Source organism: uncultured Oceanicoccus sp. (assembly GCF_963968385.1).
GTDB lineage: Bacteria > Pseudomonadota > Gammaproteobacteria > Pseudomonadales > Dasaniaceae > Oceanicoccus.
This window is the reverse complement of record NZ_CAXAHB010000025.1, coordinates 1-22,205: the sequence shown is the minus strand read 5'-3', so window position 1 is coordinate 22,205 and position 22,205 is coordinate 1. Positions and strand designations below refer to the sequence as shown.

Sequence of the window (22,205 nt, the reverse complement as noted above, 5' to 3'; positions counted from 1 at the left end):
GTAATAAAGTATTAACACAATGGCGCTATATCCTATATCAAGCTTAGCCATATTCCCAGTGCAATCAATACCTTAAATATGGCAATAATTGGATTGCAGAGCCGCCATAGATTACAATGCGCACTTTTCACCCATACATGCTTGCAAAGTACCTAAATTGGAATCTTTTATGTCTGCGCACAATCAAAATTCATTTACCAAAGAAGAGTTAATCGCCTCAGGCCAAGGGACGTTATTTGGTGAAGGATTTGCGCGACTACCCTCTGACAATATGCTAATGATTGATAGAGTGTTGAATATAACCAACGAAGGCGGACTGCACGGCAAAGGGCAAGTGCTTGCCGAGCTGGATATTACGCATGATCTTTGGTTTTTTGACTGCCATTTTAAAGGTGACCCAGTTATGCCTGGCTGCCTGGGTCTGGATGCCATGTGGCAACTGGTAGGCTTCTACCTAGCTTGGCGGGGAAATAGCGGCCTAGGTCGAGCGCTGGGTGCCGGCGAGATCAAATTTACCGGTCAGATTCTGCCTGACGCCAAAAAAGTCAGCTATCAACTTGATTTTAAAAGAGTTGTTGAGCGAAAACTGGTCATGGGCATTGCTGATGGCTCCGTGGCCGTCGATGGCAAAGTGATCTACACCGCCAAAGATTTGCGGGTTGGTTTATTTCAACCTGATAACATGAAGTTTTGACCCTATGCCACTGAAGTCAATTTAAAACTGGCGTCTTCTAATAACTCCAACCTCTTGAAAAATAACGTAAATAACCCAATGCAGCTAAACGAGGCAGCTATGAAAAGAGCAGTAATTACCGGACTGGGCATTGTTTCTTGCATCGGCACCAATAAAGAGGCCGTACTTGAATCCCTGAAACAAGGTAAATCCGGTATCCAGTACCGTGAAGACTATAAGGAAATGGGTCTGCGCAGCCATATTGCCGGCACTATTGACATTGACTTGAAAGAACATATTGATCGCAAGCAACTTCGCTTTATGGGCGATGCCGCTGCCTATGCCTATATTTCGATGCAAGAGGCCGCTAAAGATTCGGGGCTTAGTGAAGAGCAAATCTCCAACCCTAGCACCGGTATTATCGCCGGCTCCGGTGGTGCCTCATCCGCCAATTTAATCGCCTCAGCAGATATTCTGCGCGAAAAAGGTATTAAGCGCATTGGGCCTTATCGTGTTACCCAAACCATGAGCAGCACTGTTTCCGCCTGTCTGGCTACACCCTTTAAAATCAAGGGCATTAACTACTCGATATCCTCAGCCTGTGCTACCAGCGCCCATTGTATTGGTAACGCACTGGAGCAAATCCAAATGGGCAAACAGAATATTATTTTTGCCGGTGGAGGCGAAGAAGAGCACTGGACACAAAGCTGCTTATTTGATGCCATGGGGGCCCTGTCTACCAAATATAACGACTCTCCTGAAAGTGCTTCCCGTGCCTACGATGCAGACCGTGATGGCTTTGTTATCTCCGGTGGTGGTGGCATGGTGGTGGTTGAAGAATACGAACACGCCAAAGCCCGCGGCGCTAAAATCTATGCAGAAGTGGTAGGGTACGGAGCCACCTCTGATGGCTACGATATGGTCGCTCCCAGCGGTGAAGGGGCTGTTCGTTGTATGCAGCAAGCTATGGCCAATGTTAACGGACCGTTGGACTATATTAACTCCCACGGTACTTCAACACCGGCTGGTGATATTCAGGAGCTGAAAGCTATTGTGAAAGTCTTTGGTGATAACTCGCCAATGATCAGTTCCACCAAATCATTAAGTGGCCATTCTTTAGGCGCTACCGGGGTGCAGGAAGCCATCTATTCACTACTCATGATGGAAAACAACTTTGTTTGCGCTTCAGCCAATATCGAGAATCTTGACCCTGAAGCGGCCAAGCTGAATATTGTTCGCCGGCGTCAGGACGATGTCACTATCACTCGCGCTATGTCCAATAGCTTTGGTTTTGGTGGCACCAACGCCAGTATAGTATTTGAAAAAGTCGCTAGCTAAAAGCAATTAAAGAGAAGCGAACTGCGCTTCTCGGCTTGCTTCCTTTCCCCCGCTTTAGCTCAACAACTCAGACAGTAAAACCACTAACACCTGATCGCCCGCTACAATTATAGAATCGCGACCGGTAAAACCAGTGCCACCGGTCACTAAGATGGCCTGCACAGCATCATTGCCTATCCACCGGAAGATGACCGCCCGAATCAAATAAATATCGTCAATGACGATCTGTTTGTCGATCAACCGGTGATCTTCCTGCAACAAACTATCAACCAGATATTGCCCAACTATCATTGGCTTTCATGCGGGTATCGGACACCGTCAATACCACCTTGCTTTTCACCTGTGTAACTAGGGCTCATCGCCGTTTTTATCGGTTGATAGTTGCTGCAATATTGTCTTTACCGTCGGCACCACAAAGGCACGCCAGGGCAACTGCTTAATGCCAAAAGTATTCAGCAGCTTTTCACAATTCATTAACGGGCGAGACCAATCCGAATCGGCGGTAGCAACCGCTTCCAACTTCAGGGGCTGATCTGGACTCTGGATATATTGAGAGGCAACGGCTAACACGGTTTCGGCAAACTGATATTCATTGACCGGATCAGAGCTACTATAGTGATAAGTACCCCAACTCTCACAACCACAGCTCAACTGATCAATAATAGCCGAAATCACCCGGGCTAAATCCTGTGCATGGGTCGGACAACTATCGACATCGTTGCAAAGAGCCAAGCTTACACTGTGTTGGAATTTACTCAGTAGCGTTGTGATTAAATTATCACCCTCAGCACTGAACACCGGCCCAGTACGCAAAATAATATGACGGTCACAACTTCCTCTTAGCAACTCTTCCATACGCGACAGCAAAGCACCAACACGACTGACAGGCACGACCTCATCGGCTTCACCATGGCGTCCACCCTCAGTACCATCAAAAACCTGACTATTGGACAGTTGCAGGATGGGAATAGCTGCCTGCTCACAGGTCTGGGCTAATAAGGCCAGAGATTCAATCAGCTCCTCATCAGCCAAATGCTGCTCCAGACACTCGAGACTCAAGGCATTGACGACTATGGCAATATCGTTCGCAATGGTTAGCGGCGGGTTTTGGGTATCGACAGGCCCTTCATGTCTGACCCACTCTAAACCCACTGATTCATAGCTCTGGCCGCGGGTTTTTAGCTGCGCCTCCAGCGCATCACGAATCTGGTGATCCAGAGCAATGATCAGAACTTTCACTGATTAACTACCGTCTATTAAAGCAATACTAGAATGGAATATCGTCGTCAAAATCGTCGATGTTGGTAGCGGGAGCGGCTTGCGCTTGTTGCTGGGGCTGTTGTTGTTGCTGAGAACCCTGTTGTTGCTGGGATTGTTGATAACCACCACCCTGACTGCCACCCATATCCTGCCTTGAATCCAGCATTTGCATTTCACGGGCGACAATATCCGTGGAATAGCGATCAGCGCCCGTTTGTTTATCTTGATATTTTCGCGTACGCAATGAACCTTCAATATAAACCTTTGAGCCTTTGCGCAGATATTGCGCAGCAATTTCAGCTAGGCGCCCATTAAACGTGACCCGGTGCCACTCTGTGCGCTCTTGTTGCTGACCGGTTTGCTTGTCTTTCCAACTCTCGGAAGTAGCGACACTGATATTGGTCAAACTACCACCATCAGGAAAGGTACGTGTTTCAGGTTCATTACCTAAATTACCTACCAGAATCACTTTATTTATGCCACGGGCCATGAAGCTCTCCAACCATACGATCAATTAATTTATGTCCCGAACTATACCGCGAGTAGCCCACTCTTGGCCAGCAGTGAACTTAACGAATAGTGACAGACGACGCGATAAAAAATAAATCACTCGGCTTTGCCTAACACAAGCCCAGAGACATATAATAGGCGGTTTGCAGTAGTGATCCAACAGCGGGTCCCACAGGGTATAGTGTTACATGGATACAATTCTGGTTAGGGGCGCACGCACCCACAATCTCAAAAACATCGACCTTGATATTCCCCGCGATAAACTGGTAGTGATTACTGGGCTTTCCGGATCCGGAAAATCCTCCCTCGCCTTTGATACGCTCTATGCCGAAGGCCAAAGGCGCTATGTAGAATCACTCTCTACCTATGCTCGCCAGTTTTTGTCGATGATGGAAAAACCGGATATTGATCATATTGAAGGTCTATCGCCGGCCATTTCCATTGAACAGAAATCTACTTCGCACAACCCTCGCTCAACCGTCGGCACGATTACCGAGATATATGACTATCTGCGCTTATTATTTGCCCGTGTCGGTGAGCCGCGCTGTCCTGAGCATAATGCCAAACTGGAAGCCCAAACCATCAGCCAAATGGTTGACGCTGTCTTAGCCCTACCCGAAGGCAGCAAGCTGATGTTGCTGGCCCCGATTATCAAAGAACGTAAAGGCGAACATCTGCATGTGTTCGAACAACTGCGTGCCAATGGTTTTGTTAGAGCACGAGTCGACGGCAAAGTTTACGATCTTGACGACACACCAGAATTGGAAAAAAACAAAAAACACACCATCGAAGCCGTGGTTGATCGCTTTAAAGTACGGGATGATTTACAACTTCGTTTAGCCGAATCGTTTGAAACAGCCATAGAACTGACTAACGGAACCGCCACCATCAGTTATATGGATGGTGAGCAAGACGATATTATTTTTTCTGCTCTCTTCGCCTGTCCACACTGTGGTTATAGTATCAGCGAATTAGAGCCGCGGTTATTTTCTTTTAATAACCCCGCCGGCGCCTGCAGTAGCTGTGATGGCTTGGGTGTTAAACAATTTTTTGACCAAGACCGTATAGTTCATCACCCTGAAGCCAGTTTGGCGGAAGGAGCCATTCGCGGCTGGGATCGGCGCAGCGTTTATTATTTTCATATGCTGAAATCCCTGTCCAAACATTATGCCTTTGATCTTGATACGCCGTTTAACAAACTCAGCAAGAAACACCAAAAAATCATCCTGCATGGCTCCGGCAAAGAAGAAATTAATTTTAGTTATGTTAATGATCGCGGAGACGTGTTCCATCGAAACCATACCTTCGAAGGCATTATTCCTAATATGGAACGCCGCTATCGCGATACCGAATCACAATCGGTGCGCGAAGATTTGGCAAAATTTTTAAGTACACAAGTGTGTCCGGATTGCAATGGCACACGTTTAAAAAGAGAAGCCCGCCATGTCTTTATCAAAGACCGCGACCTACCCTCTATCGTTGCCTTGCCAGTAGGCGAAGCCAGAGATTATTTTGAAAAACTAAAACTGCCAGGCCGCAAAGGAAAGATTGCCGATAAAATCTTAAAAGAATTACGCGACCGCTTTACGTTTTTAGTTGATGTAGGACTGAATTATTTAACCCTTAACCGTAGCGCCGAAACTTTATCCGGCGGTGAAGCACAACGTATCCGTCTCGCCAGTCAAATTGGCGCAGGCCTTGTCGGTGTTATGTATATTCTGGATGAACCCTCGATCGGTTTACATCAACGCGATAATGAACGGCTGTTAAAAACACTGATTCATCTTCGTGACTTGGGCAATACGGTACTGGTAGTAGAACATGATGAAGAAGCCATTCGTTTAGCCGATCATATTATTGATATAGGACCCGGCGCAGGCGTGCATGGCGGCGAAGTGGTAGCGCAGGGTAATTACAACAATATTATCCAATCAAAAAAATCACTGACCGGTCAGTATCTTGCTGGCAAAAAAGCCATTGCCATTCCCAAGAAACGCACGCCCATCAATGAGGGCAAACAACTCATCCTTAAAGGCGCCAATGGTAATAACCTGCAAGATGTCACACTGAAAATACCGCTAGGTTTAATGACATGCGTTACCGGCGTCTCAGGGTCCGGCAAATCAACATTGATCAATGGCACGCTCTACCCTATCGCTGCCACTGAACTCAATGGCGCTACCACACTAACATCAGCTCCTTATCAAGAAATTCTCGGCCTCGATCAGGTTGATAAATGTATTGATATCGATCAAAGCCCTATCGGCCGAACGCCTCGCTCCAACCCTGCAACTTATACCGGCATTTTCACTCCGGTACGCGAATTATTTGCCGGCACCCAAGAAGCCCGTTCGCGGGGTTATAAACCAGGTCGTTTTAGCTTTAATGTTAAAGGTGGCCGCTGCGAAGCTTGCCAAGGTGATGGCGTAACCAAAGTAGAAATGCATTTTCTACCCGATGTCTATGTCCCCTGTGACGCTTGTAAAGGCAAACGCTATAACCGCGAAACGCTGGAAATTCGCTATAAAGGCAAAAATATTCATCAAGTTCTGGATATGACTATTGAAGAGGCTAGCGAGTTTTTTATCAATATTCCTGCTGTCGCCAAAAAACTGCAAACGCTGATTGACGTCGGCCTGTCTTATATTCGTTTAGGTCAGGCTGCCACCACCTTATCTGGCGGGGAAGCACAACGAGTTAAACTGTCTAAAGAATTATCCAAACGCGATACCGGCCAAACACTTTATATTCTTGATGAACCAACCACAGGTTTACATTTTCATGACATTCAACAACTGCTCAATGTTTTGCACCGTCTGCGCGACCATGGCAATACCATTGTTGTTATTGAACATAATCTTGACGTCATTAAAACAGCCGACTGGATTGTAGACTTGGGACCAGAAGGGGGCAGTGGCGGCGGAGAAATTATTGCCAGCGGTACACCGGAAAAGGTTGCCAGCGTTAGACAATCACATACCGGAAGATTTTTAAAGCCCATACTTAAATAACATACTCCGTTGCTCAAGCTAGACCGTACCGCTTACCGTCAATATAGTGACCTAATACTGACCTGATACATCTGGTGAATAGTGGCAGGTAATCGATAAAAAAATCTTTGAACTGGCTTGAGAGTCTGCATTCCCTGCAAGATAGGATCAGGATCCAAAAATTAAGCGCACAGACAATCTATACGCTTTTTAAAGATTAAGCTAGTCGGTGGTTTCTTCGTCCTCGACCGGCAAACGCACATTTTGCGATGGAACCACCGTAGAAATGGCATGCTTAAATACCACCTGAGTCGATACATTCTTAAGCATCACCACAAACTGATCGAAGCTTTCTATTGTACCCTGCAGCTTGATGCCATTTTTCATAAAAATAGAAACCGGTATACGCTCCTTACGGAGAGCATTTAAAAAAGGTTCCTGTATTTTCTGCGCCTTATCCATTCAATACTCCTTATTGAGATTCTTAGCTGCTGAGACTCAAACAGCAACGGCTAGGTGTGAAACCAGTGACTTTGATACTACTAGATCTGCATATAGCTCAGCAACCTCTAAATAATGAAGCTTTAGGGTTACTTGGTGTTGTTGCGAAAACACATTAGCTAGACTGGGCGCATAAAAAAACCGAGCCTATAGCTCGGTTTTTTGACTGCTATTCAAATCAATAGCACGTTGTTAGAGGTAAAGTTAATCTTCTTCACTCTCGGCGACATCTTCAACCACTGGACGATCCACCAACTCAACATAAGCCATTGGCGCTTTGTCGCCGGTACGGTAACCAGCTTTTAGGATACGAAGGTAACCGCCTGGGCGCTCTTGGTAACGTGGACCAAGATCAGAGAACAATTTACCTACGGTAGCCTTATCACGGGTGCGATCAAAAGCCAAACGACGATTGGCTACTGAATCCGTTTTACCCAAAGTAATTAGCGGCTCGGCAAAGCGACGCAATTCTTTAGCCTTTGGCAAGGTTGTTTTAATTAGCTCGTGCTCAACTAATGAATTAACCATATTGCGGAACATCGCGCTACGATGAGAGCTATTACGGTTTAGTTGACGGCCACTTTGACGATGACGCATGACTCTATTTCCTATTGCTTACGGAGCAGTATTTTCTGCCCCCGTTAATACTATGATACTACGATCAAAAAGCTAGTAGCTTATCGTCGTTTTTAAGGCTGGCAGGTGGCCAGTTATCCAAGCGTAAACCTAAAGATAAGCCTCGTGAAGCCAATACGTCTTTAATTTCTGTCAAGGACTTCTTACCCAGGTTAGGGGTTTTCAATAGCTCAACTTCTGTGCGCTGAACCAAGTCGCCGATATAGTAAATATTTTCAGCTTTCAAACAATTGGCCGAACGCACGGTTAACTCAAGATCATCGACTGGACGCAGTAGAATTGGATCGACTTCATCTTCTTCTTCCTCCAGCTCGGCTTCTTTTTCACTTTCAAGGTCAACAAAGACCGATAGCTGCTGCTGCAAGATAGTCGCGGCACGACGAATCGCTTCTTCAGGATCTATAGTACCGTTGGTTTCCAGATCCAGAACCAATTTGTCCAAGTCAGTACGCTGTTCAACACGCGCGCTTTCAACCACATAAGCTACGCGGTGAACGGGACTAAATGAAGCATCTAATTGCAAACGGCCAATGCTACGAGTTTCTTCTTCGTCAGTTTGACGAGCATCGGCTGGAATATAACCACGACCGCGGCCAATGGTTAGCTTCATATTTAATGAGCCAGCTTCGTTTAAGTTAGCAATAACATGGTCAGGGTTAGAAATTTCGATTTCATGATCAACTTGAATATCGCCGGCAGTGACAGGACCAGCGCCAGTTTTACTCAGCGTCAATACCGCCTCGTCTTTGCCATGCATCAAAATAGATACACCCTTTAAGTTCAACAAGATTTCGATAACATCTTCTTGCACGCCTTCAATAGCACTGTATTCATGCAACACGCCGTCGATCTCAACTTCAGTTACGGCACAACCTGGCATGGATGACAACAAAATACGACGCAAGGCATTACCTAAGGTATGACCAAAGCCGCGCTCTAAAGGCTCCAAAGTGACTTTGGCGCGGGTTGAACTTACTTCGTCTACATCGATAACGCGTGGCGTTAAAAATTCGTTCACTGCACTTTGCATAGGGACACCTGTGTAGTATAAATCCTTCGAATTATTGAGCTGGGTCTAAGTAATCGGTCTAAATTGAAAGACCATTACTTGGAGTACAATTCAACAATCAAATTTTCGTTAATCTCGGAAGATAGGTCAGCACGATCTGGCTGAGCTTTATAAGTACCTTCCATATTGCCCGCGTTAACTTCAATCCATTCAGGCTCACCACGCTGGGCAGCCAGTTCGATGGATTGCTTAACACGCAATTGTGTTTTTGCTTTTTCGCGAACAGAGACCTTGTCACCTGCTTTAACCTGATAAGAAGCGATATTCACGACTTTATCGTTAACCAAAATCGCTTTATGAGAAACAAGCTGACGTGCTTCAGCGCGAGTTGAGCCAAAACCCATACGATAAACTACGTTATCTAGGCGGCTTTCCAAAAGTTGTAACAGATTTTCACCCGTTGCACCTTTTAGCCGAGCGGCTTCTTTGTAGTAATTGCGAAATTGCTTTTCCAATACGCCGTAGATACGACGTACTTTTTGCTTTTCACGAAGCTGAACACCGTAATCCGACAAGCGACCACGACGGGCACCGTGGAAACCCGGAGCGGCTTCTGCTTTACATTTTGAGTCCAGTGGACGAACGCCGCTCTTCAAGAACAGGTCTGTACCTTCTCTTCTGGACAGCTTACATGTTGGGCCTAAGTATCTAGCCATGTTTGTATTCCTGTATCTAAATTAAACGCGACGTTTCTTGGGAGGACGACAGCCGTTATGTGGAATCGGCGTAACGTCATTAATGCTACCAATCTTGTAACCGACATTGTTCAGGGCGCGAACCGCAGATTCACGACCAGGACCTGGGCCCTTTACTTCAACGTCAAGATTTTTAAGACCATATTCCTGAGCGGCAATACCAGCACGCTCTGCCGCAACCTGAGCGGCGAAAGGTGTACTTTTACGTGAGCCACGAAAACCTGAACCACCAGCAGTAGCCCAGCTAAGCGCATTACCCTGACGGTCGGTGATAGTAATAATGGTGTTGTTAAAAGACGCATGAATGTGCGCAATGCCATCCACAACGGTCTTTTTGACCTTTTTACGGGCCGGCTTAGTCTCTTTAGCCATTTTATTCCTACTCTAATATCAGCACTACAAAAGCGATGTAGCTACACTAAAGTAATTGAATCAATTACTTGTTTTACTCAAAAGTGATCGCAAGCCCCCCTATTAAGGGAGTTCCAGCAATTACTTACGAATGGGTTTACGGGGACCTTTACGAGTCCGAGCGTTAGTTTTGGTACGCTGTCCGCGAAGTGGCAGGTTTTTACGGTGACGCAAGCCACGGAAACAACCCAGATCCAACAAACGCTTGATATTCATTGATACTTCACGACGAAGATCACCTTCTACGCTAACCTTGCCAATTTCAGCACGGATGGTATCAAGTTGCTGTTCAGACAATGAGCCAATTTTTGCATCTTCTGCAACACCCGAGGCAGCACAAATCTGCTTAGCCGTGGGGCGACCAATACCATAGATATAGGTCAACGAGATCACTGCATGTTTGTGATCGGGGATGTTGACACCAGCTATACGAGCCATCCAAATTACTCCAAAACTTTCGTTTTTAACGCTTTAAAACCGCCTTTTTAGGCCGCAAATCACCCATTTTTTGCACCACTTCTTGGCAAGCAAGAAACAGCTAAAAACGAGCCACTGCGCAAAAGGCGCGACAGTTTAGCGTCAGATTAATAAAAAATCAACCTGATCGTTACTGCATTTCAATCTAGGCTTAAGCCCAGATCCTAGCCCTGACGCTGCTTGTGGCGGGGTTCAGTGTTACAAATAACACGAACCACACCATTGCGGCGTACGACTTTGCAGTCACGACAGATTTTCTTTACAGAAGCACGAACTTTCATTTCACTTCTCCACTACAATTTCTACTATATTACTTTGGCAAGTCCGACCTTAATTGCGGTTTGGACTCTAATTCGATGCCGGTTAAAGCGCTTAACTAGCTAGCCTTACCTTTACCATAAGTTTTCAAGTTGGCCTTTTTCATCATGCCTTCATACTGATGTGACATCAGATGAGATTGAACCTGTGACATAAAGTCCATCACCACTACCACCACAATCAGCAAGGAAGTACCACCGAGATAGAACGGCACATTCCACATCACCACCAAAAACTGGGGCAACAAACACACCATGGTCATATACAAAGAGCCAAAAATCGTTAAGCGCGTTAGCACGCTATCGATATAGCCGGCTGTTTGCTCACCGGGACGAATCCCTGGCAAGAACGCACCTGAACGCTTTAAGTTATCAGCCACTTCTTTCGGGTTAAACATCAACGCGGTATAAAAGAAGCAGAAAAATACAATCAACAAGGTGAACAATAAAATGTTCAGTGGCTGACCTGGCCCAATCGCCAACGACACTTCCTGCAACCATTCCATGCCTTCGCCCTGACCAAACCATTGCGCGATCGAGGCTGGAAATAATAATAATGAACTAGCAAATATCGCCGGAATAACACCTGCCATATTCACTTTCATGGGCAAATGACTCTGCTGGCCCTGCATCACTTTATTGCCTTGCTGGCGTTTGGCATAATTCACCGTAATTCGACGCTGACCACGCTCAATAAATACCACCAGATAAACCACGGCAATGGCCAAGGTCAAAATAAACAACAATATCAAAATATTGAGTTCGCCCTGCCTTGCCTGCTCAATCGACTGACCAACAGCTGATGGCAAACCAGCCACAATACCGGCAAAGATCAATAACGAGATACCGTTACCAATACCGCGCTCAGTGACTTGCTCACCCAGCCACATCATAAAGACAGCGCCTGTTACCAACGAAACAATCGCGATAAAGTAGAACGATATGCCCATGTTGTAAGCCATACCGGAGTTGGCTAAACCAACCACCATACCGGTACCCTGTACTAGGGCTAAAATAACTGTCAGATACCGAGTGTATTGGTTAATCTTACGACGTCCCGCTTCACCTTCTTTTTTCAATGCCTCTAGTTGGGTACTAACCGCTGACATTAATTGCATAATAATGGAGGCGGAAATATAAGGCATAATACCCAACGCCAAAATACTCATGCGCTCCAGCGCGCCACCGGAAAACATATTAAATAAACCAAGAACCGTGCCCTGATTCTGGTTAAACATAGCGGCAATTTGATCGGGATTAATTCCAGGTACCGGAATATGTGTGCCGATACGATAGATAATTATGGCAATTAGAACAAAACGAAGGCGAGCCATAAGCTCGCCCAGTCCAGATTGCTTCCCGCCGGATAGTAGCCCCATATTCACTATTGATTAATCCTCAACATAGTGTCCACTAGTCCTGAATAGTTCCGCCAGCTTTCTCGATAGCTTCACGAGCGCCTTTGGTTACGCCTAAACCCTTTATAGTCACCGCTTTTGTCACATCGCCTGACAAAAAGATTTTTGCACGCTCAATATGAGTACCTACCAAATCAGCACGCTTTAGTGCTGTCAGATCAATCACATCATCACTAACAGCGGCTAATTCGCTAGTGCGGATTTGAGCCGTCACGCGTGAGACGCGAGAGCTAAAGCCGTATTTAGGCAAACGCTTCTGCATAGGCATTTGGCCACCCTCGAAACCAGGACGAACACTGCCGCCACTGCGAGCTTTTTGACCTTTGTGACCACGGCCACCAGTTTTACCTAAACCACTACCAATACCACGGCCAACACGTTTGGCGCTGTGCTTAGCACCAGGCGCTGGACTTAATGTATTTAATCGCATTTCGTCAGTCATGATTATTCCTCAACCCGAATTAAATAGCTGACTTGATTAATCATACCGCGAGTTGAAGGCGTATCTTCAACCTCAACTGTATGGTTAATGCGGCGTAAACCTAGTCCAGCAACAGACGCTTTATGAGCCTTTAAACGCCCATTGGTGCTGCGTAGCAGTGTTACTTTTACTGTCTTCTTGGCCATTTCTAGAACCTTGATGGTCAGTGGCTTTCACCACTGAAACTACTTAATTTAAAATTTCTTCGACTGTTTTACCACGACGATTCGCCACTTGTTCCGGTGAAGCCATTGTTTCCAACGCTTTGAAAGTAGCGCGAACAACGTTCACTGGGTTAGTAGAACCGTAGCACTTAGCCAGTACGTTATGTACACCGGCCAATTCCAATACAGCACGCATGGCACCACCGGCGATAACACCAGTACCTTGTGATGCAGGTTGCATGTAAATCTTGGAAGCACCGTGGTTGGCTTTGATCGGATATTGAATAGTATCACCATTCAAATCGACAGAGATCATATTGCGACGAGCCGCTTCCATAGCTTTTTGAATAGCTACTGGCACTTCGCGCGCTTTACCACGACCAAAACCGACCTTACCGTTACCATCACCAACCACTGTCAGTGCTGTGAAGCCGAAAATACGACCACCTTTTACTACTTTTGCAACACGGTTTACCTGAACCAGCTTCTCTTGTAAGCCTTCAGAATCATCTTGCTTTTTTGAATCACCAAATGCCATCGTTAAAACCCTGACTTTAATTCAATACCTGAATCGTTAGAATTGTAGGCCGCCTTCACGGGCCGCTTCTGCCAAAGCCTTAATCCGGCCATGGTATTTAAAACCACTACGATCAAAAGCTACATCGGAAATTCCGGCAGCCTTTGCACGCTCTGCGATCAATTTACCAACACTGGCCGCAGCATCAGCATTACCTGTACTGCCAGAACGCAAATCTTTATCCAGTGTTGAAGCACTAGCTAAAACCTTGTCACCTTCCGGGCCAATAATTTGTGCGTAAATGTGCTGCGAAGTGCGGTGTACGCTAAGGCGGTTAGCACCTAGCTCACGCATCTTTGCGCGAGCTCGGCGAGCACGACGCAATCTTGATGTTTTCTTGTCGCTCATACTAGTACCTATTACTTCTTCTTAGCTTCTTTACGACGAACATACTCGTCGGAATAACGTATACCTTTACCTTTGTAAGGCTCAGGCGGACGGAAGGCGCGAATTTCTGCAGCTACCTGTCCAATTTTTTGCTTGTCCGCACCTTTCAATACAATTTCAGTTTGAGAAGGTGTTTCTGCAGTAATGCCTTCAGGTAATTCGTAATTAACCGGGTGTGAAAAACCTAAAGTCAGGTTCAACGTTTTTCCGGCTGCTTTCGCACGATAACCAACACCGTTTAGCTCAAGCTTTTTCTGAAAGCCGGCACTAACACCAATAACCATGTTGTTAACCAGGGCGCGAGTTGTACCCGCTAAAGCCCAGGCTTGTTTATCGTCGTCACGACCTATAAACACTAAATTATTTTCTTCTTGCTTAACTTCTACCTGCTCGTGCACACCCCAAGACATGGATTCTTTGGCGCCTTTAACCGTCACTTCCTGACCGTTAATTTTGACCTCAACACCTGCCGGGATCGCCACTGGGCTTTTTGCTACTCTAGACATAGTCTTAAACTCTGACTTTATTTATATAGACAGCTTTCTTAGAAAACTGTGCAAAGTACTTCGCCACCAACACCGGCAGCCCGTGCTGCACGATCGGTCATCACACCTTTGGAGGTAGAGACAATCGCAACACCTAAACCACCACGTACTTTTGGCAATTCATCTTTACCGACATAAGAACGCAAACCAGGGCGACTCACACGGTCAATTTCAACAATAACTGGTTTGCCGTTGTAGTACTTAAGCTCCACTACTAAATTAGGCTTGCCATCAACCGCTTCATTACGAGAACCAGCCACAAAGCCTTCATCCTGTAATACCACAGCCAAAGCTGATTTTAATTTCGAAGCCGGCATCGCAACTTCAGGCTTGCCAGCCATCTGTGCATTGCGAATCCGGGTTAGCATATCCGCTACGGGATCTTGCATACTCATATTTTTGCTCCTAAAGCCTCTGTCTTCTTGCCACAGTCAATCAATGTCAACAAGGACAAAGTTTACCAACTAGCCTTAACTAGACCAGGTACGTCACCGCGCATGGCGGCTTCACGTAATTTGTTACGACATAAACCAAACTTACGATAAACACCGTGAGGGCGACCCGTTACCTGACAGCGATTACGCTGGCGAATTGGGTTAGCATCACGTGGAAGCTTTTGCAGTTTGATCTGCGCAGCCCACTTGTCATCATCACTCGCATTGGGATCTAGGATCAACGCTTTCAGCTCAGCGCGCTTTGCCGCAAACTTTTTAACCGTTGCTAGACGCTTTGCTTCGCGGGCGATCATCGATTTTTTTGCCATGCCGCTATACCTAAATTAGTTCTTAAAAGGAAAATTAAATGCTTTCAACAGCGCCAAACCTTCTTCGTTAGTTCGGGCTGATGTGGTAATGGTGATATCCATACCACGAATCTTATCAATCTTGTCATAGTCGATTTCAGGGAAGATAATCTGCTCTGTAACACCCATGGCAAAGTTACCGCGACCGTCGAATGATTTCGGGCTTATACCACGAAAATCACGAATACGAGGAATCGAAATATTAATCAAACGCTCCAAAAATTCGTACATGCGATCGCTACGCAATGTCACTTTACAACCGATCGGCCAACCTTCACGAACCTTAAAATTAGCAATTGATTTACGCGCCTTAGTCACCACCACTTTTTGGCCGCTAACTTGCTCCATATTGCTAACCGCGTGCTCTAGGACCTTTTTATCACCCAAAGCCTCACCAACACCCATATTTAGGGTGATTTTAGTGATGCGCGGAACTTCCATCACATTATCAAGCTTCAGCTGCTCTTTTAGCTGTGCCTTTATTTCGGTGTTGTATACTTCTTTTAAATTCGCCATATCTATTTCTCAGCTTTCTCTGTGTTGCCACTGTAAATTTTCTTGCTACCTATATAGCTTGTGCTAACCATATAGGCAGAGAAAATTACGCGTCAATCTGTTCGCCGTTTGATTTGAAGATACGCACTTTTTTGTCGCCTTCAACTTTAAAACCTACACGATCCGCTTTCGCAGTAGCTGAATTAAAAATCGCTACATTTGAAACCTGAATCGGCGCCTCTTTTTCAATAATGCCGCCAGCTACGTTTGCCTGCGGATTAGGCTTTTGGTGCTTCTTCATCATATTGATGCCAGAAACAATCACGCGGTCTTCACCAACCTGGCCAACAACCTTGCCACGCTTGCCTTTGTCTTTTCCTGCTAGGACGATGACTTCGTCATCTCGCATAATTTTACGCATTTCCGATCCTCTACTCTCTCTGCTTCTCTGCTCGGCCAGTACTTACAGTACTTCAGGAGCCAGAGAGATAATCTTCATAAATTTCTCACCGCGCAATTCGCGGGTTACCGGACCAAAGATACGAGTACCTATTGGCGCATCCTGAGCGTTCAGGATAACTGCAGCATTATCATCAAACTTAATCAATGAGCCATCTCCGCGACGCACACCTTTTTTAGTCCGTACTACCACGGCAGTCATTACCTGACCTTTTTTGACCTTACCGCGCGGAATCGCTTCCTTCACAGTCACTTTGATCAAATCACCAATGCGCGCATAACGACGGTGTGAACCACCCAGTACTTTGATACACATAACGCGACGTGCGCCGCTGTTATCTGCTACATCTAAATACGATTCTGTTTGAATCATCTTTTACTCCAAACCTTCTTTTCGATTCTAATTTCTTTAATAGAAACCAGAGGCGCGCTATACCTGTACGGCACTCACATCAATCTTTTCCAACTTCCAGGTCTTAGACTTGGAATATGGCTTTGTCTCGCTAATGGTGACAATATCACCCGCTTTACATTCGTTATTTTCATCATGAGCGTGAAGCTTAGATGAACGAATCATAAATTTTCCATAGATAGGATGTTTAACTTTACGCTCTATCAGAACAGTAATCGTTTTATCCATCTTGTCGCTGACGACTTTACCTGTCGCTGTACGAGCTCCGCTTTCTTTCGCTGACATCTTAGTTACCTGCTTTTTCTGAAAGCACAGTTTTTACCCGTGCGATATCTTTACGAGTTTGTTTCAGCAGATGGGATTGACCCAACTGACCTGTAGCGTTCTGCATATTGAGCTTAAACTGATCTTCACGCAGTTTGATTAATTCAGCGTTCAGTTCATCTACAGATTTTTCACGTAATTCTAAAGCTTTCATTACATTACCGACCGTTTAACAAAAGTAGTTGCAACTGGAATCTTGGCTGCCGCTAAAGCAAAGGCTTCTCGCGCCAGTTCTTCGCTCACGCCCTGTACTTCATAGAGTACTTTACCTGGTTGAATCTGTGCTACCCAGTACTCAACATTACCCTTACCTTTACCTTGACGAACTTCCAAGGGCTTGCCGGTAATTGGCTTGTCTGGAAACACACGAATCCAAATCTTACCGCCACGCTTAATATGACGAGTCATCGCCCGACGCGCCGCCTCGATCTGACGCGCAGTAATACGACCACGGCCAACAGCTTTAAGACCATATTCACCGAAACTGATTTTACTGCCGCGATGCGCCAGACCACGATTGCGGCCCTTCATCATCTTACGAAATTTTGTACGTTTAGGTTGTAGCATTTGCTGAACCCTTACCCTTAATTCTTTTGTATAAAACTAAATTCTTTTAGCACCCACCAACCATTGATCAAATCAATTAGTTAGACGCACCCTTTTTACCTTTTGGCTTCTGCTCAGTTTCTTCAACACCGCCGATAACTTCACCTTTGAAAATCCAAACCTTAACACCGATGATGCCGTAGGTAGTCGCTGCTTCATAAGTGGCGTAATCAATATCGGCGCGAAGCGTATGAAGAGGCACACGACCTTCACGATACCATTCAGTACGCGCAATCTCTGCACCACCAACACGACCACTAACCTGAACCTTGATACCTTTTGCGCCTTGTCGCATGGCGTTTTGAACAACACGCTTCATGGCACGACGGAACATGACACGACGCTCTAACTGGCCAGCGACGTTTTGCGCTACCAATTTTGCATCTAAGTCAGGTTTACGAATTTCTTCGATGTTGATATGCACCGGCACACCCATGCGCTCACCCAGATCTTTACGCAACTTATCAACGTCTTCACCTTTTTTACCGATCACAATACCAGGGCGCGCCGTATGAATTGTGATACGTGCAGTCTGTGCTGGGCGCTCTATAACGATACGACTGACCGAAGCACTGTCTAGCTTCTTAGCAATATACTCGCGCACTTCTAGATCGTTAATCAGTTTTTCAGCATAGGCAGTGCCGTCGGCATACCAAACTGAAGTATGCTCTTTGGTAATACCTAAACGTATGCCTGTTGGGTGTACTTTCTGACCCATCTGGTCGTCTCCTAATTAGTCTTCGCTGTCGCTAACTTTAACGGTGATGTGACAAGAACGCTTAAGGATGCGATCTGCACGACCTTTAGCCCGTGGACGAAGACGTTTTAAGGTTCTGCCTTCGTCGACAAAGATAGTTGACACTGTTAACTCATCAACATCTGCGCCTTCGTTATGCTCTGCGTTAGCAATAGCAGAGTTCAATAATTTTTTAACAAGGCCCGCCGCCTTTCTGTTGCTGAACTCAAGCACATCAAGCGCCTGCTCAACTTTTTTACCGCGGATCTGGTCAGCCACCAAACGCACTTTTTGTGCTGAGATTTGCGCGCCAGTTAATTTCGCTGAAATTTCCATCATTTATACCTTCTCTTAACTGCTTCTTAGCGCGCTTTCTTATCAGCGACATGGCCGCGATAAGTGCGAGTAGCAGCGAATTCACCCAACTTGTGACCCACCATATCTTCCGTCACAAACACCGGCACATGCTGACGACCATTGTGAACAGCAATAGTCAAGCCAACCATATCCGGAGAGATCATTGAACGACGCGACCAAGTTTTAATAGGACGCTTGTCATTGCTTTCGATCGCTGTCTCGACCTTCTTCATCAAGTGAAGATCAATAAATGGACCTTTTTTTAGTGAACGTGGCACAGCACCTTCCTCTCTATAATTCGTTTAGCTATTAGCGAGCGTTACGCTTGCGTACGATTAATTTATTGGTACGCTTATTTTTACGCGTTTTATAACCTTTTGTCGGCGTACCCCAAGGTGATACCGGATGACGACCGCCCGAAGTACGACCCTCACCACCACCATGCGGGTGATCAACTGGGTTCATCGCCACACCGCGAACAGTAGGACGAACACCACGCCAGCGTGAAGCGCCAGCCTTACCTAACTTACGCAAGCTATGCTCACTGTTAGACACTTCGCCTAACGTAGCGCGACACTCTGACAAAATTTTGCGCATTTCACCCGAACGTAAACGCAAGGTTGCGTACTGACCTTCACGGGCAACTACCTGAGCAGAAGTTCCCGCACTGCGTGCAATTTGCGCACCCTTACCAGGCTTCATTTCGATGCAGTGAACAACACTACCCACCGGAATATTGCGCAGCGGCAAGGTATTACCGGGCTTAATTGGCGCCGCGTCACCCGACATAATCGGATCACCTGCAGCAACACCCTTAGGCGCAATAATGTAGCGACGCTCACCATCTGCATATAAAACTAAAGCGATATTTGCACTGCGATTTGGATCGTACTCAAGGCGCTCGATTGTCGCGGGAATACCATCTTTATTCCGCTTAAAGTCGATTACACGGTAGTGTTGTTTGTGACCACCACCGATATGACGAGTCGTAATACGACCGTTGTTATTGCGACCACCACTCTTGCTTTTCTTTTCAAGCAATGGAGCATAAGGCGCACCTTTATGTAAGTCAGCATGCACTATGCTAACTACATGGCGGCGACCGGGAGATGTCGGTTTTGCTTTTACAATTGCCATCTGACTTTCTCTCTACCTATATCTTTAAATGACGCCGATTAATCGATCAACGCAAAGTCAATATCTTGACCTTGTGCCAGACGAACATAAGCTTTTTTCCAACTCGGTTTAGCCGCTAGACCAAATTTGTTGCGCTTAACCTTGCCTTTAACGTTCACGGTTTGAACATTTTCGACAGTCACTTTGAATAATTTCTCAACCGCGTGCTTAACTTCAAGCTTGGTTGCATCAACCGCTACTCTGAAAACCACTTGGTCTTGACTCATCGCTGCTTTCTCAGAAACGTGAGGACCTTTTAGAACCGTATACAGTCTTTCTGCATTCATCCCAACAACTCCTCAAACTTCTTCAGTGCAGGCACAGTGATAACCACTTTATCTGCAGCAATTAGACTGACAGGGTCAACACCTTCAACATCAACCACACCCACTTTATGCAAGTTGCGTGATGCCAAATATAAATTTTCAGACACTTCGTCGGCAACGACCAAGGCGCCCTCTAAGCCAAAACCATCCAGGATTTTAACCAGCGATTTGGTTTTAGGCTGTTCAATTTCGAGCGCATCAACAACCACAAGACGCTCTTGACGTGACAACTCAGAAAGAATTGAACGCATCGCCGCGCGGTACATTTTTTTATTAACTTTTTGCGAATGATCTTGTGGCTGGGCCGCAAAAGTCACACCACCGGAACGCCAAATTGGCGAACGGATAGTACCAGCACGAGCGCGGCCAGTACCTTTTTGACGCCACGGCTTTTTACCGCCACCCGATACCGCAGCGCGGTTTTTCTGGGCGCGAGTACCCTGACGAGCACCTGCCAAGTAGGCAGTAACAACCTGATGAATCAGATCTTCATTAAATTCTTTGGCGAACGTCGCTTCAGACACCTCAACAGCGCCGGTCGCTTTTTTCTTACCTACAGTAAAAGTCGCTAATTCCATCATTATGCTCCTTTCACTTTAACAGCAGGTCTGACAATAACATCACCACCTGGAGCACCGGGAACAGCACCCTTGATTAAAATCAGATTGCGCGCCTCATCAACACGAACCACTTCAAGTGTTTGAATAGTCACACGCTCAGCACCCATATGGCCCGACATTTTCTTACCTTTGAAAACACGACCCGGGGTCTGACACTGACCAATAGAACCATTCGAACGGTGGGAAATAGAGTTACCGTGAGTCGCATCTTGCATATGGAAATTCCAACGCTTGATACCACCTTGAAATCCTTTACCTTTTGACTGGCCGGTCACATCCACTTTCTGACCCGCTTCAAAGGCGGTAACGGTTAATTCAGCACCCACTTCAGGCGCTTCATCACCCTCTTCTAAACGGAATTCCCACAGACCACGACCAGCTTCTACACCCGCTTTGGCATATAAACCAGCATCAGTTTTGGATACGCGGGAAGCTTTGCAACTTCCAGTAGTCACCTGAATAGCGGAGTAGCCATCGCTCTCGCTTGTCTTGACGCCAGTAACACGGTTGGGATTGACCTCAACCACGGTTACCGGGATAGATATGCCGTCGTCAGTAAAGACGCGGGTCATGCCGCTTTTGCGGCCGACTAAACCAATTGTCATCTTACAACCTCACAGTGTACGGGGCTTAACCCTCTATGGCCGAACTCTTTTCGCTCCCACTAGGAACTTGAAGAGAACGTTACACGACTCAAGGACACCCCTGAGCGGGTCTAACTTAAATAATATTTGTTTATGATTTCGCTTTTAACGAACTAGGACTTTCTAAAGACCCTAACCCAAGCTAATCTGAACTTCTACACCAGCCGCCAAGTCCAACTTCATCAACGCATCAACCGTCTTTTCTGTTGGCTCTACGATATCTAATAAACGCTTGTGAGTGCGGATCTCGTATTGATCACGAGCATCCTTATTCACGTGCGGTGAAACCAAGATAGTAAAACGCTCTTTGCGTGTAGGCAGTGGAATTGGACCACGAACCTGGGCACCGGTACGTCTTGCTGTTTCTACGATCTCTTCAGTAGACACGTCGATTAGGCGATGATCAAAAGCTTTTAAACGAATTCTGATTCGCTGATTTTGCACTGATCAAACTCCAATCGTGTTTTAACAGGGGCTCACCAACATTGGCTGGGGCTACCCGAAAAAAGGAAGGCGCATTCTAAAGATTGGCCTAGGGGCTGTCAACATTATTTCTAGCTATTTTGTGACGGGCTCTATCCTGGTATCAAAACCCTTTGTTGTCAGTCTAAATGGCTAAAAATAACCAATTAAAACAATTGCTTAGGGGTGCTCATCCAACATCAAAAAACACTCCTTCTATATATACATCCAATTAACAACAATATTCTTCCATCCTTATATAGGCTTTCTTGCGAGACTGAGAAATCGCAGGCATAAAAAAAGGCCACCCGCAGGCAGCCTTTTGGCATAGCGTTAA

At 46.0% G+C, this 22,205-nt stretch carries 35 protein-coding genes; 3 read left to right on the top strand and 32 right to left on the bottom strand.

What is annotated here, in order from left to right; genetic code table 11:
• The first annotated feature begins 169 nt into the window (after window positions 1-169).
• Both fabA and fabB read left to right on the top strand, forming a co-directional pair.
• Window positions 170-694 carry a bifunctional 3-hydroxydecanoyl-ACP dehydratase/trans-2-decenoyl-ACP isomerase gene (fabA, locus tag AACP44_RS04330; RefSeq protein WP_339339246.1) on the top strand — a complete coding sequence of 175 codons (525 nt, stop codon included), beginning with the start codon at window positions 170-172 and terminating at the stop codon, window positions 692-694.
• A 99-nt stretch (window positions 695-793) separates the two neighbouring features.
• On the top strand, window positions 794-2,011 hold the full coding sequence (gene fabB, locus AACP44_RS04325) for a beta-ketoacyl-ACP synthase I (RefSeq protein WP_339339245.1): 1,218 nt from the start codon (window positions 794-796) through the stop codon (window positions 2,009-2,011).
• A gap of 54 nt (window positions 2,012-2,065) precedes the next feature.
• On the opposite strand, the gene AACP44_RS04320 is transcribed toward fabB, so the two are convergent.
• From AACP44_RS04320 to ssb, 3 genes are read right to left on the bottom strand one after another with little or no spacing between them, the layout of a single operon-like run.
• Complete coding sequence (locus AACP44_RS04320; RefSeq protein ID WP_339339244.1) at window positions 2,066-2,302, bottom strand: molybdopterin-binding protein; 237 nt, start codon at window positions 2,300-2,302, stop codon at window positions 2,066-2,068.
• A gap of 57 nt (window positions 2,303-2,359) precedes the next feature.
• On the bottom strand, window positions 2,360-3,250 hold the full coding sequence (locus tag AACP44_RS04315) for a sugar nucleotide-binding protein (protein WP_339339243.1): 891 nt from the start codon (window positions 3,248-3,250) through the stop codon (window positions 2,360-2,362).
• A 28-nt stretch (window positions 3,251-3,278) separates the two neighbouring features.
• The gene (gene ssb / locus AACP44_RS04310) at window positions 3,279-3,761 is read right to left on the bottom strand and encodes a single-stranded DNA-binding protein (RefSeq protein WP_339339242.1); all 483 of its coding nucleotides are present in this window, start codon (window positions 3,759-3,761) and stop codon (window positions 3,279-3,281) included.
• A 208-nt stretch (window positions 3,762-3,969) separates the two neighbouring features.
• Here ssb and uvrA point away from each other — a divergent pair, with 208 nt between their 5' ends.
• The gene (gene uvrA, locus AACP44_RS04305; RefSeq protein WP_339339241.1) at window positions 3,970-6,792 is read left to right on the top strand and encodes an excinuclease ABC subunit UvrA; all 2,823 of its coding nucleotides are present in this window, start codon (window positions 3,970-3,972) and stop codon (window positions 6,790-6,792) included.
• A gap of 201 nt (window positions 6,793-6,993) precedes the next feature.
• Here uvrA and hfq read toward each other — a convergent pair whose 3' ends face one another.
• The 29 genes from hfq to rpsJ all read right to left on the bottom strand — a co-directional run bounded on the left by hfq (window position 6,994) and on the right by rpsJ (window position 21,850).
• Complete coding sequence (gene hfq / locus AACP44_RS04300; RefSeq protein ID WP_339339240.1) at window positions 6,994-7,233, bottom strand: RNA chaperone Hfq; 240 nt, start codon at window positions 7,231-7,233, stop codon at window positions 6,994-6,996.
• 243 nt (window positions 7,234-7,476) lie between these two features.
• On the bottom strand, window positions 7,477-7,869 hold the full coding sequence (gene rplQ, locus AACP44_RS04295; RefSeq protein ID WP_339339239.1) for a 50S ribosomal protein L17: 393 nt from the start codon (window positions 7,867-7,869) through the stop codon (window positions 7,477-7,479).
• Between the two features lie 64 nt (window positions 7,870-7,933).
• Window positions 7,934-8,938, bottom strand: a complete 1,005-nt coding sequence (gene rpoA / locus AACP44_RS04290; RefSeq protein WP_339339238.1) for a DNA-directed RNA polymerase subunit alpha — start codon at window positions 8,936-8,938, stop codon at window positions 7,934-7,936.
• 74 nt (window positions 8,939-9,012) lie between these two features.
• A complete protein-coding gene (rpsD, locus tag AACP44_RS04285; protein WP_339339237.1) occupies window positions 9,013-9,633 on the bottom strand; it encodes a 30S ribosomal protein S4 in 621 nt (206 codons plus the stop codon).
• A gap of 21 nt (window positions 9,634-9,654) precedes the next feature.
• Window positions 9,655-10,044: a 30S ribosomal protein S11 gene (rpsK, locus tag AACP44_RS04280; protein ID WP_339339236.1), complete on the bottom strand. Its 390-nt coding sequence runs from the start codon at window positions 10,042-10,044 to the stop codon at window positions 9,655-9,657.
• Between the two features lie 120 nt (window positions 10,045-10,164).
• Window positions 10,165-10,521: a 30S ribosomal protein S13 gene (gene rpsM, locus AACP44_RS04275; protein WP_339339235.1), complete on the bottom strand. Its 357-nt coding sequence runs from the start codon at window positions 10,519-10,521 to the stop codon at window positions 10,165-10,167.
• A gap of 203 nt (window positions 10,522-10,724) precedes the next feature.
• The gene (rpmJ, locus tag AACP44_RS04270) at window positions 10,725-10,841 is read right to left on the bottom strand and encodes a 50S ribosomal protein L36 (protein WP_339339234.1); all 117 of its coding nucleotides are present in this window, start codon (window positions 10,839-10,841) and stop codon (window positions 10,725-10,727) included.
• A 95-nt stretch (window positions 10,842-10,936) separates the two neighbouring features.
• Window positions 10,937-12,256, bottom strand: coding sequence for a preprotein translocase subunit SecY (gene secY, locus AACP44_RS04265; RefSeq protein ID WP_339339249.1), 1,320 nt, complete (start codon window positions 12,254-12,256; stop codon window positions 10,937-10,939).
• 34 nt (window positions 12,257-12,290) lie between these two features.
• Complete coding sequence (gene rplO, locus AACP44_RS04260) at window positions 12,291-12,725, bottom strand: 50S ribosomal protein L15 (RefSeq protein ID WP_339339248.1); 435 nt, start codon at window positions 12,723-12,725, stop codon at window positions 12,291-12,293.
• A gap of 14 nt (window positions 12,726-12,739) precedes the next feature.
• Complete coding sequence (gene rpmD, locus AACP44_RS04255; RefSeq protein ID WP_339339233.1) at window positions 12,740-12,922, bottom strand: 50S ribosomal protein L30; 183 nt, start codon at window positions 12,920-12,922, stop codon at window positions 12,740-12,742.
• 43 nt (window positions 12,923-12,965) lie between these two features.
• The gene (rpsE, locus tag AACP44_RS04250; RefSeq protein WP_339339232.1) at window positions 12,966-13,478 is read right to left on the bottom strand and encodes a 30S ribosomal protein S5; all 513 of its coding nucleotides are present in this window, start codon (window positions 13,476-13,478) and stop codon (window positions 12,966-12,968) included.
• Window positions 13,479-13,514: 36 nt separating this feature from the next.
• A complete protein-coding gene (gene rplR / locus AACP44_RS04245; protein ID WP_085758616.1) occupies window positions 13,515-13,865 on the bottom strand; it encodes a 50S ribosomal protein L18 in 351 nt (116 codons plus the stop codon).
• An 11-nt stretch (window positions 13,866-13,876) separates the two neighbouring features.
• Window positions 13,877-14,410 carry a 50S ribosomal protein L6 gene (gene rplF, locus AACP44_RS04240; RefSeq protein ID WP_339339231.1) on the bottom strand — a complete coding sequence of 178 codons (534 nt, stop codon included), beginning with the start codon at window positions 14,408-14,410 and terminating at the stop codon, window positions 13,877-13,879.
• A gap of 38 nt (window positions 14,411-14,448) precedes the next feature.
• Window positions 14,449-14,844, bottom strand: a complete 396-nt coding sequence (gene rpsH, locus AACP44_RS04235; RefSeq protein WP_339339230.1) for a 30S ribosomal protein S8 — start codon at window positions 14,842-14,844, stop codon at window positions 14,449-14,451.
• 62 nt (window positions 14,845-14,906) lie between these two features.
• A complete protein-coding gene (gene rpsN / locus AACP44_RS04230; RefSeq protein WP_339339229.1) occupies window positions 14,907-15,212 on the bottom strand; it encodes a 30S ribosomal protein S14 in 306 nt (101 codons plus the stop codon).
• Window positions 15,213-15,227: 15 nt separating this feature from the next.
• Complete coding sequence (gene rplE / locus AACP44_RS04225; RefSeq protein ID WP_339339228.1) at window positions 15,228-15,767, bottom strand: 50S ribosomal protein L5; 540 nt, start codon at window positions 15,765-15,767, stop codon at window positions 15,228-15,230.
• A gap of 85 nt (window positions 15,768-15,852) precedes the next feature.
• Window positions 15,853-16,167: a 50S ribosomal protein L24 gene (rplX, locus tag AACP44_RS04220; protein WP_339339227.1), complete on the bottom strand. Its 315-nt coding sequence runs from the start codon at window positions 16,165-16,167 to the stop codon at window positions 15,853-15,855.
• A 42-nt stretch (window positions 16,168-16,209) separates the two neighbouring features.
• Window positions 16,210-16,578, bottom strand: a complete 369-nt coding sequence (gene rplN, locus AACP44_RS04215; protein ID WP_007226656.1) for a 50S ribosomal protein L14 — start codon at window positions 16,576-16,578, stop codon at window positions 16,210-16,212.
• 57 nt (window positions 16,579-16,635) lie between these two features.
• Complete coding sequence (rpsQ, locus tag AACP44_RS04210) at window positions 16,636-16,902, bottom strand: 30S ribosomal protein S17 (RefSeq protein WP_339339226.1); 267 nt, start codon at window positions 16,900-16,902, stop codon at window positions 16,636-16,638.
• 1 nt (window position 16,903) lies between these two features.
• Window positions 16,904-17,095 carry a 50S ribosomal protein L29 gene (gene rpmC, locus AACP44_RS04205; protein WP_339339225.1) on the bottom strand — a complete coding sequence of 64 codons (192 nt, stop codon included), beginning with the start codon at window positions 17,093-17,095 and terminating at the stop codon, window positions 16,904-16,906.
• Window positions 17,095-17,508, bottom strand: coding sequence for a 50S ribosomal protein L16 (gene rplP, locus AACP44_RS04200; protein ID WP_339339224.1), 414 nt, complete (start codon window positions 17,506-17,508; stop codon window positions 17,095-17,097). Before rplP ends, rpmC begins: the two co-directional genes overlap by 1 nt.
• A gap of 76 nt (window positions 17,509-17,584) precedes the next feature.
• A complete protein-coding gene (gene rpsC, locus AACP44_RS04195; RefSeq protein ID WP_339339223.1) occupies window positions 17,585-18,265 on the bottom strand; it encodes a 30S ribosomal protein S3 in 681 nt (226 codons plus the stop codon).
• Window positions 18,266-18,280: 15 nt separating this feature from the next.
• A complete protein-coding gene (rplV, locus tag AACP44_RS04190; protein WP_339339247.1) occupies window positions 18,281-18,619 on the bottom strand; it encodes a 50S ribosomal protein L22 in 339 nt (112 codons plus the stop codon).
• Between the two features lie 26 nt (window positions 18,620-18,645).
• Window positions 18,646-18,918, bottom strand: a complete 273-nt coding sequence (rpsS, locus tag AACP44_RS04185) for a 30S ribosomal protein S19 (RefSeq protein ID WP_085758604.1) — start codon at window positions 18,916-18,918, stop codon at window positions 18,646-18,648.
• 31 nt (window positions 18,919-18,949) lie between these two features.
• Window positions 18,950-19,777 (bottom strand): 50S ribosomal protein L2, encoded by an 828-nt coding sequence (rplB, locus tag AACP44_RS04180; RefSeq protein WP_339339222.1) that lies wholly within the window; start codon window positions 19,775-19,777, stop codon window positions 18,950-18,952.
• A gap of 38 nt (window positions 19,778-19,815) precedes the next feature.
• Window positions 19,816-20,103: a 50S ribosomal protein L23 gene (gene rplW / locus AACP44_RS04175; RefSeq protein WP_339339221.1), complete on the bottom strand. Its 288-nt coding sequence runs from the start codon at window positions 20,101-20,103 to the stop codon at window positions 19,816-19,818.
• Window positions 20,100-20,720, bottom strand: a complete 621-nt coding sequence (rplD, locus tag AACP44_RS04170) for a 50S ribosomal protein L4 (RefSeq protein ID WP_339339220.1) — start codon at window positions 20,718-20,720, stop codon at window positions 20,100-20,102. Before rplD ends, rplW begins: the two co-directional genes overlap by 4 nt.
• 2 nt (window positions 20,721-20,722) lie before the next feature.
• Window positions 20,723-21,367: a 50S ribosomal protein L3 gene (gene rplC / locus AACP44_RS04165; RefSeq protein WP_339339219.1), complete on the bottom strand. Its 645-nt coding sequence runs from the start codon at window positions 21,365-21,367 to the stop codon at window positions 20,723-20,725.
• A gap of 171 nt (window positions 21,368-21,538) precedes the next feature.
• Entirely contained in the window at window positions 21,539-21,850 is a 312-nt protein-coding gene (gene rpsJ, locus AACP44_RS04160) for a 30S ribosomal protein S10 (RefSeq protein ID WP_339339218.1), read from the bottom strand.
• Window positions 21,851-22,205: the final 355 nt, after the last annotated feature.